The organism is Flavobacterium polysaccharolyticum (assembly GCF_038739875.1).
GTDB lineage: Bacteria > Bacteroidota > Bacteroidia > Flavobacteriales > Flavobacteriaceae > Flavobacterium > Flavobacterium polysaccharolyticum.
This window is the reverse complement of the sequence record NZ_JBCGDP010000002.1, coordinates 1-13,235: the sequence shown is the minus strand read 5'-3', so window position 1 is coordinate 13,235 and position 13,235 is coordinate 1. Positions and strand designations below refer to the sequence as shown.

The window sequence follows — 13,235 nt, the reverse complement described above, 5'->3', positions numbered from 1 at the left end:
TTATACAAAATACCACATAATAAAGAATGAATTCAAACGAAATTGATATACACAAAGAATTAAAAAAGTATTTTGGCTTCAGTCAATTCAAAGGATTGCAGGAACAAGTCATAAAAAGTCTTTTAAATAAAGAGAATACTTTTGTAATCATGCCTACAGGTGGAGGCAAATCACTTTGTTACCAATTGCCCGCTTTAATTCTAGACGGAACAGCAATTGTAGTTTCTCCTCTAATTGCTTTAATGAAAAATCAAGTGGATGCCATAAGAAGCTTATCTTCTGATAATGGTGTGGCGCATGTATTAAATTCTTCATTGACCAAAACAGAGATTGCTCAAGTTAAAAAGGATATTACATCTGGTATAACCAAGTTATTGTATGTGGCGCCAGAGTCCTTAACCAAAGAGGAGTATGTACAGTTCTTACAACAAGTTCCCCTCTCTTTTGTAGCTATTGACGAAGCACATTGTATTTCTGAATGGGGACACGATTTTAGACCCGAATACAGAAATTTAAGGCATATTATTAGACAATTAGGTAAAGTTCCTGTGATTGGTTTGACCGCTACAGCTACCCCAAAAGTGCAAGAAGACATTCTAAAAAACTTGGATATGTCCGATGCAGTAACTTACAAAGCTTCTTTTAATAGACCCAATCTTTTTTATGAGGTACGTACCAAAACCAAAAATATTGAATCCGATATTATTCGATTCATTCGTCAACATAAAGGGAAATCAGGTATTATTTATTGTTTGAGCAGAAAAAAAGTAGAATCAATTGCTGAAGTTTTGCAAGTAAACGGCATAAGTGCTGTTCCTTATCATGCAGGATTGGATGCCAAGACTAGAGCCAAACATCAAGATATGTTTTTGATGGAGGATGTTGATGTTGTGGTAGCTACGATTGCTTTCGGTATGGGAATAGACAAACCAGATGTACGTTATGTAATTCACCATGATATTCCAAAATCTTTAGAAAGTTATTACCAAGAAACAGGTCGTGCAGGTAGAGATGGTGGCGAAGGACATTGCTTGGCATACTACTCTTATAAAGATGTAGAAAAATTAGAAAAATTCTTGTCTGGTAAACCTGTTGCTGAGCAAGAAATTGGCTTTGCGTTACTACAAGAAGTAGTAGCTTATGCAGAGACCTCTATGTCGAGACGTAAATTCTTACTCCATTATTTTGGTGAAGAGTACGACAACGAAACTGGGGAAGGTGGAAATATGGATGATAATGTTAGAAATCCAAAGACCAAGGTTGAAGCCATGAATGAAGTGGTGAAAATGCTTCAGGTGGTGAAAGGAACCAAACATATATACAAATCAAAGGAGATTGTTTTTACTTTAATTGGTCGGGTCAATGCAGTAATTAAAGCGCATAAGACTGATTCACAATCTTTTTTTGGCAGCGGAAAGGAGCATGACGAGAAGTATTGGATGGCATTATTGCGCCAAGTCTTGGTTGATGGTTTTTTATCCAAAGACATCGAAACCTATGGAGTGGTGAAAATCACATCTAAAGGACTCGATTTTATCAATAATCCTTTTTCCTTTTTGATGTCTGAAGATCATGAATACAATGAGTCTGAAGATGATGCAATTGTTACAGCAGCTAAATCAACTGGTACTGCCGATGAGAATTTGATGGCAATGCTAAAAGAACTACGAAAAAAAGAAGCCAAAAAATTAGGCGTTCCACCTTTTGTCGTATTTCAAGATCCTTCTTTAGAGGATATGGCTTTAAAATACCCGATTTCATTAGAAGAACTTAATAACATTCATGGAGTAGGGGAAGGTAAAGCCCGAAAATACGGAAAAGCATTCGTTGCGCTGATTCAACGTTATGTGGAGGATAACGATATTATACGTCCAGACGACTTGGTGGTTAAATCTACAGGGGTGAATTCGGCCAATAAATTATATATTATCCAAAATATTGATAGAAAACTAGCTTTAACGGATATTGCCTCTGCTAAAGGTCTTTCTATGGGAGCGCTAATTAAAGAAATGGAACAGATTGTTTATTCTGGAACAAAACTCAATATTACCTACTGGATAGATGAAATGTTAGATGAAGATCAGCAAGAAGAAATTCACGATTATTTCATGGAATCTCATTCAGACAATATTGAAGAAGCGTTAAAAGAATTTGATGGTGAATATGATATTGATGAATTGCGACTAATGCGTATCAAATTTATTAGTGAAGTAGCGAATTAAAAACAAAGTACAATATTTAAAAAATCCAAATTCCAAGTTGCTCTTTTGCGTTTTGGAATTTGGATTTTTTTTATTGGAATTTTATTCTGAATACACCTCTCCTCGATGGGGTTTCAAAGCATCTCGTACAGAAATCATATCTTCTTCTTCTACTACCATAAAGGCTATGGCATGCATTTCTCCATAGGTTTTGAACCCTGTGATTTCAAGCGGTAGTTGCTCAATCTTTATATATTCTTTTAAATGAATTTCGTGATGTTCGGCTGTTTTTGCTGATGCTGGACCACGAAAATCCCATATAAGTTTTATTTTTCTAGACATTACTTTGATTTAAAGAAGAACAAAATTACAAAGACTTCTTTGGAATAGCTTTATTTTTTGATGATAAAAAAAGTCAAAAACTATAGGTTAAAAGGATACATCACATAACTTATATGTCCTTAAATGCATTATATGGTTTAAAAAAACGAACACTTCGTTTCAATTAAAACTTCCATGACTTATATGTTTTTATTTTTTTGAGAACCTCCTGTCGTTTTTCATTCTAATTCTCAAAATTGAATTCAAAATTGTACTTTTGTAGCCCGAGTAAACGAAAGATGTTTTACTCTAAAAATTGAAGTATTTAGATACTATGCCACAAGAACTCCTATTACAAGTTGCTCCCGAAATTGCTGCTAACGAAACGTTACTACACGATTATTTATCTCGACAATTAAAAATTTCGGTTAATGAAATTCAGTATGTTACAATTGTTAAACGTTCCATCGATGCGCGTCAAAAAGCTGTCAAAATCAATTTAAAATTGATGGTTTACTTAAAAGGAGAACCTTTTTTGGAACAAAAAATAGAATTACCTGACTACAAGAATGTGGAGAATGCTCAAGAAGTAATTGTGGTAGGTGCTGGACCTGCTGGACTTTTTGCGGCACTTCAATTGATCGAACTGGGTTTGAAGCCAATAGTTATTGAGCGCGGGAAAGATGTTCGAGGTCGTCGTAGGGATTTGAAAGCTATCAACAGAGATCATATTGTAAACGAAGATTCGAATTATTGTTTTGGTGAAGGAGGTGCAGGAACCTATTCGGATGGAAAATTATATACACGTTCCAAAAAAAGAGGCGATGTAAATAGAATTCTAGAATTATTGGTAGCTTTTGGAGCAACACCTGATATTTTGGTCGACGCTCATCCACACATTGGAACTAATAAATTGCCGCAAATCATTCAAGATATTCGAGAAAAAATAATCGAGTGTGGCGGTCAAGTTCTTTTTGAAACTAGAGTTACGGACATCATAATAAAAAACAATGAAGTTCAAGGCGTGACAACTCAAAATGGAGCAGTCATATCGGCCAATAAATTAATTTTAGCTACGGGACATTCTGCACGTGATATTTTCGAATTGTTAGATAAAAAGAAAGTTTTAATTGAAGCAAAACCTTTTGCACTTGGAGTTCGAGCAGAACACCCTCAATCGTTAATAGATAGTATTCAATACAGTTGTGATTATCGAGGAGAACATTTACCACCAGCACCTTATTCAATAGTGAAACAGGTGAATGGTCGCGGGATGTATTCGTTTTGTATGTGTCCTGGTGGAGTGATTGCACCTTGTGCTACCAGTCCTGGTGAAGTGGTTACCAATGGCTGGTCGCCTTCTAAAAGAGATCAACATACCGCCAATTCAGGGATTGTTGTCGAATTGAAATTGGAGGATTTTAAACCCTTTGCCAAGTTTGGTGCTTTGGCAGGAATGGAGTTTCAAAAAAGTATTGAGCAAAAATCTTGGCAATTGGCGGGTCAGACACAAAAAGTACCTGCACAACGTTTAGTTGATTTTACTCAAAGTAAAGCATCATCCGATATTCCTAAAACGTCCTATGTTCCGGGGACAACATCAGTAGAATTGGGACAGATTTTTCCAGGATTTTTAACTCAAATAATGCGTCAAGGATTTTCAGAATTCGGAAAATCGATGAAAGGCTATGCTACAAACGAAGCGATTTTGCACGCTCCTGAATCTAGAACATCTTCCCCGGTTCGAATTCCAAGAGATAATTACACTTTAGAGCATCTTCAAATCAAAGGATTGTATCCTTGCGGCGAAGGAGCAGGTTATGCTGGTGGTATTATCTCAGCAGCGATTGATGGGGAGAAATGTGCACAGAAAATTGCCGAAGTATTAAAAACAATGTGAGCCTCTTAATCTATTAAATTTATTTTTGAATAAATCAAAAAGAGTCTTATAGTGTATTTACTCTACTTGTCTTTTTGTTTATTAAAATTGTTTATGTGGATGTCGTAAAAATCTAAACGGAGACTGTGAACAATTGTACTTATAAATTATTGTTTTGAATTACTATGAAAAATTTTTTCTCAAATTTTTTTAAAAAAAAGGAAGAGGTTACTCCGCTAAGCTTTCAAATAATTGATGCTATTTATGATTATCTATATTATCAAAACAGCAGTTTTCAATTTAAGATGAAAGAAATTGATGATGTTGTCTACATAAATCGATATACTTTTCCAAGTTCATTCAACCATCCCGAGGGCTTAAAAGAAATTAATGGATGTGGTTTTAATAATCCTTATGAAGTTCTAAATGCGCTTTATAAAAAAATGGATATTGGCGAATTGTCTGAGGAAACATTAACTGAAGATTTAGAGTTTGATTGTATTCATGTACAGTTTTATAGTGAAGCTACCTCTATAAGTCCTTTTTTAAAACGTATTCTTCAAAATTTTTTCTTCTTTTTTTGTTGTGAAAACGGAAGTGCCACAATTAATGGATTTCGAATTTTATATTCAAGCAACCGATACTTTTCAAATTTTACTAAAGATTTATTAGAAACTAAGTATTTTACTTTGGAGAGTGATAAAGAAGGTATAGAAGCAATCGCTTGGCAAGATGTGCAGAAAGTTGTTATTGCTGCTTGCCAACAATTAAACATTACATTGCCAGAAGCGTTATCGACTAAGGATTTTTCTTTAGAAGAAGTTACAGTAGCACATGTTGAGGAATTTTTGCAATTGATTACTAGAAATACTATTTCGGAATTAGAGGTTAAGCTTCAAGCGGAAAATATTTTTTCAAACCCTCAAGATGATGAAAGCGATTTTATTGAGGATAATTATGAGTTTCTAGAAAATGTCAAGTGTTGGAATAGCGATTGGAAATTTGATCCGGAAGATGCAGAATATTTTATCTCGGAAATTTTAAATCAAGAATTTACTTTTGAATATCCAGAGGATACTTATAGTCACGATTTGTTTCCTTATTTGCAAGCGGAATTAGCCAAACAAGAATTAGAATTAATGACTTTTGATACTCACGGAGATAGCTATTTGTTTTTTGTAGCCAATAAAAATGAGGTGTCAAGATTAGTAGAACTTGGAAAAATGATAGCTATTCCAATAGAAAAATTATGATTTTTTTTACTGATAGAAACTGATTACTCGTGAAATTTGCCATTTACCCTTTGAGTTTTTCGAAATCATCAGGAATTTAAAAGTGCCGATTTCTTCTTTTTCATTTTCGAACGATGAAATTGCCGCCTACCAGTTTCAATAGCTTCATAGTCTTTTACTAGATGTACTGCCAAGCTTCCTTCAACAAGGCAGCGGGTGAGTTTGTTTTCGTTTTTAAACATTTTTTCAAAATTTTCAAAAACTGCAGTATTGGAAAGCAAGCCACCATTGTCTTGAAACCACTCTAAATCCTCAGTAAAAAGGGATTTGAATTTTGCCATATCTTTTGCGTTAAAGGCATCAAAAAAAATCTTGTCCATAGCTGCAATTTTATTATACAATGCTTTGGGAGTAGTCGTTACTTTTTTTCCTGAGCCAGTAATGTTATTGTCAATAAGAAATTGCAAATGACGCAAAATAGAATAGGGTATCCTTATATGAGGGGCTTTATTTCTTCTTGGTATTCATTTCCATATAATCTAAGGTCAAATCTGCCATACTCGTCATTCCTAAAACAAAGCTTCCTTCATCTATATAAAAGTCAGGGGTATGATGTGATGGCATTTCACTAGCTTTTTTTCCTTTGGGCATTCCTCCAATAAAATAAAATAATCCCGGAATTTTAGCTTGATAAAAGGAAAAGTCTTCGGCGCCAGTTACAGCTTCGGTTAAATGAACATTGTCTTTCCCTGCAGCTGCTTGTAAAGTAGGGAGCATTTGTTCTGTAAGCGAGGGTTCATTATAAGTTATTAATGTTTTTTTGGTAATAGTAACTTCTGAAGTAGCTCCAGCACTTTCGGCAATATTGGTAGCAATGGTCTTGATTCTACCATGAATCAGGTCTTGGGTTTGGGAATCCAAAGTTCGAATCGTGCCACTCAGCGTCAACGACTCAGGGATGATGTTGCTTCGAACCCCAGCATTGATTTGGCCTACACTCACTACAGCAGCGTTTTCTGTTAAATTTACATTGCGGCTTACTACAGTTTGCAAGCCCAAGACAATTTGTGAGGCGGTAACAATAGGATCAACAGATTGCCATGGATAAGCACCGTGCGATTGCTTACCGTTGACTTGTATGGTAAACCAATCCGAGGAAGCCATTGTTCCTTTGGGACGGTATTTTATTTGGCCGACTTCGGTTTGGGCATTAATATGAAGGCCAAAAATGACATCTACTTTTGGGTTGTTCAAAACACCTTCTTTTACCATTAACTCTGCACCTCCTTCTTCGCCTTCTGGTGGCCCTTCTTCCGCAGGTTGGAAAATGAATTTTACTGTTCCTTTTATTTCATTTTTTATTGAGGCTAAAATTTCGGCAGTTCCCATTAACATGGCTACATGGGTATCATGACCGCATGCATGCATTACCCCCACATCTTGTCCGTTATATTCTCCTGTTACTTTGGAAGTAAAAGGCAAATTTACTCGTTCTTTTACTGGGAGCGCATCCATATCTGCTCTAAGTGCTACAACTGGTCCAGGTTTTCCTCCTTTTAGAATACCAACAACTCCTGTTTTTGCCACTCCTGTTTGAACTTCAATTCCCAAAGAACGTAAGTGTGCAGCAATCTTTTCTGAAGTTTTAAACTCTCGATTACCTAATTCTGGATTTTGATGCAACTCTCGCCTCCAACTAACAACTTTAGATTCTAAACTGGCAGCTTTTTGAGCTACTTTTGTTTTTAGTGTTTGATTTTGAGCGGTACTGCACAATGCAATTAGCAAAAGGCTTGAAATAATTGTTGCTTTTTTCATGAATTTGGTTTTCGGGTACAAACAAATATAGTAAAAAAGGAACAGCATCAAGTCATAAAAAAAAGCCGAATTTTTCGGCTTTTTGATGTGTATACAAATTGGATATAATTTAATTTTTTGATTTAATTCGGTTTTTAAAAACTTTCTCAAATTTCTTTAATTTGGGTTGTATCACAAGTTGGCAGTAAGGAAGTGATTGATTTTTTTCGTAATAATCCTGATGGTTGTCTTTTGCTTTATAAAACTGATGCAAGGGTTCTAGTGTTGTAACAATAGGGGAATCATACACTTTAGCCTTGGTTAACGCTTGAATAATTTGTTGTCCTACTTTTTTTTGAGCTTCATTTTTGTAAAAAATAGCTGAACGATATTGAGTGCCTACATCAGCTCCTTGCCGATTCAATGTAGTGGGATCATGAACGGTAAAAAAGACTTTGAAAATTTCATCCAAATTGGTTTCGTTTTTGTCAAAGGTGATCTGTACCACTTCTGCGGCTCCAGTAGTACCGGATGAAACGGCTTCATAACTCGGATTTTTTACCGTACCCCCAGTAAATCCTGAAACTACTTTTTGTACTCCTTTTAGGTTTTCATAAACAGCTTCAACACACCAATAGCAGCCTCCTGCCAAAACGATAGTGTCTAAAGAGGAAGAAGGAGAGGGTGGAACTGCTTTTTTTTGAGCGAAACCAATGGAGGTTGTCAAAAGCATAAAAAGAAGTATCTTTTTCATAATTGAATAGTAATTTTAAAATGAATAACAGTTTATAAATGGTGTAACTACTGCTTTTTTTTGATTTAATTAGTTTCGGGAACGAAATCCAAAGAAATAGCATTCATACAATAGCGTTTTCCCGTTGGTGCAGGACCATCATCAAACAGATGTCCCAGGTGGCTATCACAACGACCGCAATTGGCTTCTATTCTCTGCATGCCATACGAGTTGTCAGGTTTGAAAGTGATGCTTTCTTTGTTTTCTTGTTCAAAAAAACTCGGCCAACCACAACTACTTACAAATTTTTGATTGGATTTGAAAAGTAAGTTGCCACAAGCAGCGCAATAATAAGTGCCTTTGGTTTCTGAATTCCACATGGTTCCTGTGAAGGCTCTCTCAGTATCAGCTTCTCTAGCAACCGCATACAAATCTGGAGATAGAATTTTTTTCCATTCTGAATTTGGAATCGAAATTTTTTTGGTATCGGAATTCGAATAATAAGGATTCTCAGGTTTGTGAAGTACGTTTTTCATAGTGGTGGTTTTTGATGATGTTTTTTTTGATGTTTTATTTTGTGCACAAGCCTGAAAGATTAGGCTATGTGTAAGTAACAATAAAATAAGTGGTCTTTTCATAAGTGTTGATTTAAAATGTTGAGGCAAAATTATTATGGATATAAGTCAACAATAGTCGTGAGGTTTACAGTAAGGTTGGTTTTGTAATAATTTTAACTTTTGTTTAGATTAATTAGTTGTTTGTGATAACATTTTGCTTTTTGATATCGGAAAATTGGCTTGTATAATTCTCTTTTGTATCTTACATGGCGAATAAATAAAAATGCGGCTTACATGATAAACCATTAAAAATAACTTTCGTATGAAGGTCTATACCTATTATAGTTCTTTCTGTTTGTTATTCAAAGATACAAAAGTTGAGGTTTGTTGCGGAAGAGGTAGAGGGGTAGCATGTTCTTGAAATAAAATGTATCAACAAAACGAAAGACAATGTTAAAGCATCCTATTTTTCTAATCATTTTTGTACTTTTGGCCAGTAATATTACTTATGGAAGAAGAAAAAGTTATCTTAGTCAACGAATTAGACGAACCCATTGGTCTAATGCCTAAATTAGAGGCACACCAAAAAGCAATCCTACACCGTGCATTTTCTATTTTTATCTTGAATGACAAAAAAGAAATGATGCTACAACAAAGAGCTCAACATAAATATCATTCACCTTTGCTTTGGACAAATACTTGTTGTAGTCATCAAAGACAAGGCGAAACCAATATTCAAGCGGGAAACAGACGCTTATTTGAAGAAATGGGCTTTAAAACAGAAATTAAGGAATTATTTCATTTTATTTACAAAGCACCATTTGATAATGGCTTAACCGAACATGAATTAGATCATGTCATGATAGGATATTATAATGAGGCTCCTATAATCAATCCTGACGAGGTTGAAAATTGGAAGTGGATGAAAATAGAAGAAGTTAAAAATGATATGCAGATTCATCCCGAGATATACACCGTTTGGTTCAAAATTATTTTCGATGAATTTTACCATTTTCTAGAAGATCACACTATATAATTTTAAATCCAAATGTAACTATACCTTATGAGAGTAACCATTTCTCGAAAAGCACATTTTAATGCAGCTCATCGTTTGTATCGAAAAGATTGGACTTTCGAACAAAATGATGCTGTTTTTGGAAAATGCAATAATCCCAATTTTCATGGCCATAATTATGAGTTGATTGTAAGTGTAACTGGCGAAATTGATCCTGAAACAGGCTATGTGATGGATGTGAAATTTTTAACAGATATTATCAAATCAGAAGTGGAGGAAAAAATGGATCACAAAAATTTAAATTTAGATGTTCCTGAATTTGAAAATCTTAACCCTACAGCAGAAAACATCGTGGTAGTGATTTGGAATAAAATCCGATCCAAAATAAAATCCAATCTAGACTTAGAAGTCGTGCTCTATGAAACCCCACGTAATTTTGTAACTTATAAAGGAGAATAATTAATAAACATATACAGTATAACTCATGCCAATTGAATTAGGAGATGTAATACCACATTTTACTGCACTTGATACTAATGGGAAAAAATTCGACATCCAAGAATATATAGGCAAAAAACCTTTAGTAATTTACTTTTATCCCAAGGATAATACACCAGGTTGCATAGCACAAGCTTGTGGTTTTAGAGACCAATACCAAGATTTTACTGATTTAGGTACAGAAGTAATTGGAATCAGTAGTGATACAGTTGATTCACATGATACCTTTGCAAAACGTTATAAATTACCATTTATACTTTTGTCTGACACAGATAAGAAAATTAGAAAGCTTTTTGGCGTACCTTCTGGTTTATTAGGAATTCTTCCTGGTCGTGTTACTTATGTTGTTGATCCACAAGGGAAAGTAGTTTTTGTTTTTGATAACAGTATCAATGCCACGAAACACATTTCAAAAGCTCTTGAGGTCATTAAAAAAATAGTATCATAAAACAATAAAATAATAGCAATTCAAATCAACAGAATTGGCGATATTTGAACAAAAAAAAAGATGCAAACAAATCTATATCCTCTGCAATTTAACCCTATACTTAAAGAACGTATTTGGGGTGGCGAAAAACTTAAAACTATTTTGAATAAACCAATAGTGTCACCGATTACGGGTGAAAGTTGGGAATTATCTGCGGTTGAAGGTGATTGTAGTATTGTTGCAAACGGCGATTTTAAAGGCTATACTTTAATTGAAATAATCGAAAATCATCCAGAAGAATTACTAGGGACTAAGGTGTTTGAAAAGTTTGGTAAACAATTCCCTTTGCTGTTCAAATTTTTAGATGCTCGCGAAGACTTGTCTATTCAAGTACATCCCAATGATGCTTTAGCTCAAAAAAGACACAACTCGTTTGGTAAGACTGAAATGTGGTATGTGATGCAAGCTGATCCCAAATCAAGATTGATTGTTGGATTCAAAGAAGATTCTAATGCGACGGAATATGTTGAAAAGCTCGAAAAGAACGAGCTGCTTTCAATACTAGATACCAAAGAAGTCCAAAAAGGAGATGTTTTCTTTTTAGAAACGGGAACCGTTCATGCAATTGGTGCTGGATTGGTTATTGCCGAAATTCAACAGACCTCGGATATTACCTATCGTTTGTTTGACTTCAATCGTAAGGATGCTCATGGAAATACGAGAGAGTTGCATGTTGATTTAGCATTAGATGCTATCAATTATCAAAGGGGAGAGACGCAAAAGGAGTATGCTAAATTTGTTAATCAATCTAATACAATGGTTGATTGTCCATATTTTACAACGAACTATATTCCGTTGCAAGGTGAGATGGTAGTAAATAAAACAGAAGAGTCATTTACTGTGTATATGGTAGTTGATGGATACTTTTCTATCGATATAAATGGTTTGGAATACAACTATCAAACGGGTGACACGGTTCTTGTTCCGGCTGCATTACAGTTGTTTACCTTAAGTGGAAATGCTTCTCTTTTAGAAATTTACATTTCATAGTTTGTATTCGAAAGATTATGTGTACTTTTGCAAACGCAAATTTTAGTACAATATATAAATTAAATAAAAATGGCAAACGTTAAGAATTTAAAGAAAGACATCAACTACGTTTTAGGAGATATTATTGAAGCAGTTTACTTGTATGAATTGACTACTACAGGAAAACCAACAGAAGAAACTAATGCTTTAATTGACGAAGCCATTGCTGCTTTTGATGCTTTGATTGCAAAAGTGAACCAAAAAAATGTGGAAAGTAAAAAAGCACATTTCAAACAAATTAATTTGGAGTTAGAACAAACTGCAAATCAGCTGATTGCTAAAATTAACGAATTGTAATCGAAAAAAAGTAAAAAAAAGTCTGAATTTGTTTTGGAGAATTCAAATTCAGACTTATATTTGCACCCGAAATAAGACGCCAGCGTAGCTCAGTCGGCTAGAGCAGCTGATTTGTAATCAGCAGGTCGTGGGTTCGAGTCCCTCCGCCGGCTCTAAAAAAAAACCATCTAGTAAATTAGATGGTTTTTTCTTTTTGTTGTCTAGTGATAGATTTTAAAGTTCTTGTAAAACTTTGTAAATTTGTTTTGCAAAATTAAAATATGTATTTATATTTGCACCCGAAATAAGACGCCAGCGTAGCTCAGTCGGCTAGAGCAGCTGATTTGTAATCAGCAGGTCGTGGGTTCGAGTCCCTCCGCCGGCTCCAGAGAAAACCATCTAAGTAATTAGGTGGTTTTTTTGTTTTTAGCCTATTTTGTATTGTTAGTGGGTGCAGTCTCATGATACGATACTTTATTTGTTGGTTTATCATTTATATTGTTGTTTGTTGTCTTTAAAAAAAAATACTAATAGTGTTTTTTTTGTTTGATTTCACTTTTCTTTTTTCAGGAGCTACTTCCGGCTGTCCGCTATATCTCTTGGGGTAAACCCTGCCCCAAGAGGATGCCACTTCCATTCGGGCTAGGCTGATTGTGGTTAAAAAGCTATTTCTGTATTTCTTGTTTATTAGTCATTATATATAATGTATGAATATGGGTACATTATATATAGTATAGATAAAGTAAGGGTGTAATAATGTTTTCTATTATATAAGTAACAATTAGTCTTATTGTATCCTGAAAATACAATACGTGGTGTGTTTAATGGCGGTAATTGCGCTTTAAAAGTAGTATGCTTGTTATGAACCACTTTTTTTACGACGCTAATGTTTGTGTTAAATAATGATTATCAATGTTTTATTGTTACATTAAAAAATAAATCAAAAAAAGGTTTAAAAAAGTCTTGTTAAAGTGAAAAAAGGTGTTACTTTTGCACCCGCAACAACGCAGACGTTCTTTTATATACTGGCAGGTTATTGAGATATTCGGGATTAGATTTCTGAAAAAAAAATATCAAAAAAAACTTGTGAGAAATAAAAACGTTACTTACCTTTGCACCCCGCAAAACACGGAAAGTTCCTTGAGAGATTGATAAGAGAAAGAGAGATAAATGAGAATAAAAATTTTCAAAAAAAAGTTTCAAATTTTCT

14 protein-coding genes and 2 tRNA genes are annotated in these 13,235 nt (G+C 34.4%); 10 read left to right on the top strand and 6 right to left on the bottom strand.

The window, feature by feature from the left end; translation table 11 throughout:
- Nucleotides 1-26: 26 nt before the first annotated feature.
- On the top strand, nucleotides 27-2,222 hold the full coding sequence (recQ, locus tag WFZ86_RS01880; RefSeq protein WP_342690361.1) for a DNA helicase RecQ: 2,196 nt from the start codon (nucleotides 27-29) through the stop codon (nucleotides 2,220-2,222).
- 81 nt (nucleotides 2,223-2,303) lie between these two features.
- On the opposite strand, the gene WFZ86_RS01875 is transcribed toward recQ, so the two are convergent.
- Entirely contained in the window at nucleotides 2,304-2,543 is a 240-nt protein-coding gene (locus WFZ86_RS01875) for a hypothetical protein (protein ID WP_342690360.1), read from the bottom strand.
- Between the two features lie 313 nt (nucleotides 2,544-2,856).
- Between WFZ86_RS01875 and WFZ86_RS01870 the strand changes: the two genes are divergently transcribed.
- Both WFZ86_RS01870 and WFZ86_RS01865 read left to right on the top strand, forming a co-directional pair.
- Nucleotides 2,857-4,422, top strand: coding sequence for an NAD(P)/FAD-dependent oxidoreductase (locus tag WFZ86_RS01870; RefSeq protein ID WP_342690639.1), 1,566 nt, complete (start codon nucleotides 2,857-2,859; stop codon nucleotides 4,420-4,422).
- 164 nt (nucleotides 4,423-4,586) lie between these two features.
- Nucleotides 4,587-5,654: a DUF6630 family protein gene (locus WFZ86_RS01865; RefSeq protein WP_342690359.1), complete on the top strand. Its 1,068-nt coding sequence runs from the start codon at nucleotides 4,587-4,589 to the stop codon at nucleotides 5,652-5,654.
- A 68-nt stretch (nucleotides 5,655-5,722) separates the two neighbouring features.
- Here the strand turns inward: WFZ86_RS01865 and WFZ86_RS01860 are convergent, their stop codons facing one another.
- The 4 genes from WFZ86_RS01860 to msrB all read right to left on the bottom strand — a co-directional run bounded on the left by WFZ86_RS01860 (nucleotide 5,723) and on the right by msrB (nucleotide 8,699).
- Nucleotides 5,723-6,034 carry a nuclear transport factor 2 family protein gene (locus WFZ86_RS01860; RefSeq protein WP_342690358.1) on the bottom strand — a complete coding sequence of 104 codons (312 nt, stop codon included), beginning with the start codon at nucleotides 6,032-6,034 and terminating at the stop codon, nucleotides 5,723-5,725.
- A 106-nt stretch (nucleotides 6,035-6,140) separates the two neighbouring features.
- The gene (locus WFZ86_RS01855; protein WP_342690357.1) at nucleotides 6,141-7,451 is read right to left on the bottom strand and encodes an amidohydrolase; all 1,311 of its coding nucleotides are present in this window, start codon (nucleotides 7,449-7,451) and stop codon (nucleotides 6,141-6,143) included.
- A gap of 109 nt (nucleotides 7,452-7,560) precedes the next feature.
- Nucleotides 7,561-8,184 carry a peptide-methionine (S)-S-oxide reductase MsrA gene (msrA, locus tag WFZ86_RS01850; RefSeq protein WP_342690356.1) on the bottom strand — a complete coding sequence of 208 codons (624 nt, stop codon included), beginning with the start codon at nucleotides 8,182-8,184 and terminating at the stop codon, nucleotides 7,561-7,563.
- Between the two features lie 65 nt (nucleotides 8,185-8,249).
- Nucleotides 8,250-8,699: a peptide-methionine (R)-S-oxide reductase MsrB gene (gene msrB / locus WFZ86_RS01845; RefSeq protein ID WP_342690355.1), complete on the bottom strand. Its 450-nt coding sequence runs from the start codon at nucleotides 8,697-8,699 to the stop codon at nucleotides 8,250-8,252.
- A gap of 529 nt (nucleotides 8,700-9,228) precedes the next feature.
- Here msrB and idi point away from each other — a divergent pair.
- The 7 genes from idi (at nucleotide 9,229) to WFZ86_RS01810 (ending at nucleotide 12,413) form a co-directional block, all read left to right on the top strand.
- On the top strand, nucleotides 9,229-9,756 hold the full coding sequence (gene idi / locus WFZ86_RS01840) for an isopentenyl-diphosphate Delta-isomerase (RefSeq protein WP_342690354.1): 528 nt from the start codon (nucleotides 9,229-9,231) through the stop codon (nucleotides 9,754-9,756).
- Nucleotides 9,757-9,783: 27 nt separating this feature from the next.
- The gene (locus tag WFZ86_RS01835; RefSeq protein ID WP_342690353.1) at nucleotides 9,784-10,194 is read left to right on the top strand and encodes a 6-pyruvoyl trahydropterin synthase family protein; all 411 of its coding nucleotides are present in this window, start codon (nucleotides 9,784-9,786) and stop codon (nucleotides 10,192-10,194) included.
- 25 nt (nucleotides 10,195-10,219) lie between these two features.
- On the top strand, nucleotides 10,220-10,681 hold the full coding sequence (locus WFZ86_RS01830) for a peroxiredoxin (protein WP_342690352.1): 462 nt from the start codon (nucleotides 10,220-10,222) through the stop codon (nucleotides 10,679-10,681).
- A gap of 60 nt (nucleotides 10,682-10,741) precedes the next feature.
- A complete protein-coding gene (locus WFZ86_RS01825; protein WP_342690351.1) occupies nucleotides 10,742-11,710 on the top strand; it encodes a type I phosphomannose isomerase catalytic subunit in 969 nt (322 codons plus the stop codon).
- Nucleotides 11,711-11,779: 69 nt separating this feature from the next.
- On the top strand, nucleotides 11,780-12,046 hold the full coding sequence (locus WFZ86_RS01820; protein WP_159686943.1) for a hypothetical protein: 267 nt from the start codon (nucleotides 11,780-11,782) through the stop codon (nucleotides 12,044-12,046).
- A 78-nt stretch (nucleotides 12,047-12,124) separates the two neighbouring features.
- A tRNA-Thr gene (locus tag WFZ86_RS01815) sits at nucleotides 12,125-12,198 on the top strand.
- 138 nt (nucleotides 12,199-12,336) lie between these two features.
- Nucleotides 12,337-12,413 (top strand) — tRNA-Thr (locus tag WFZ86_RS01810).
- Nucleotides 12,414-13,009: 596 nt separating this feature from the next.
- On the opposite strand, the gene WFZ86_RS01805 is transcribed toward WFZ86_RS01810, so the two are convergent.
- Nucleotides 13,010-13,235 (bottom strand): hypothetical protein (locus WFZ86_RS01805; protein WP_342690350.1); only part of this gene is annotated, 226 nt, incomplete at its 5' end.

Coding starts and splice junctions, on each gene's coding strand:
- recQ (WP_342690361.1), top strand. CDS start 27: ATGAATTCAAACGAAATTGATATACACAAAGAATTAAAAAAGTATTTT.
- WFZ86_RS01875 (WP_342690360.1), bottom strand. CDS start 2,543: ATGTCTAGAAAAATAAAACTTATATGGGATTTTCGTGGTCCAGCATCA.
- WFZ86_RS01870 (WP_342690639.1), top strand. CDS start 2,857: ATGCCACAAGAACTCCTATTACAAGTTGCTCCCGAAATTGCTGCTAAC.
- WFZ86_RS01865 (WP_342690359.1), top strand. CDS start 4,587: ATGAAAAATTTTTTCTCAAATTTTTTTAAAAAAAAGGAAGAGGTTACT.
- WFZ86_RS01855 (WP_342690357.1), bottom strand. CDS start 7,451: ATGAAAAAAGCAACAATTATTTCAAGCCTTTTGCTAATTGCATTGTGC.
- msrA (WP_342690356.1), bottom strand. CDS start 8,184: ATGAAAAAGATACTTCTTTTTATGCTTTTGACAACCTCCATTGGTTTC.
- msrB (WP_342690355.1), bottom strand. CDS start 8,699: ATGAAAAACGTACTTCACAAACCTGAGAATCCTTATTATTCGAATTCC.
- idi (WP_342690354.1), top strand. CDS start 9,229: ATGGAAGAAGAAAAAGTTATCTTAGTCAACGAATTAGACGAACCCATT.
- WFZ86_RS01835 (WP_342690353.1), top strand. CDS start 9,784: ATGAGAGTAACCATTTCTCGAAAAGCACATTTTAATGCAGCTCATCGT.
- WFZ86_RS01830 (WP_342690352.1), top strand. CDS start 10,220: ATGCCAATTGAATTAGGAGATGTAATACCACATTTTACTGCACTTGAT.
- WFZ86_RS01825 (WP_342690351.1), top strand. CDS start 10,742: ATGCAAACAAATCTATATCCTCTGCAATTTAACCCTATACTTAAAGAA.
- WFZ86_RS01820 (WP_159686943.1), top strand. CDS start 11,780: ATGGCAAACGTTAAGAATTTAAAGAAAGACATCAACTACGTTTTAGGA.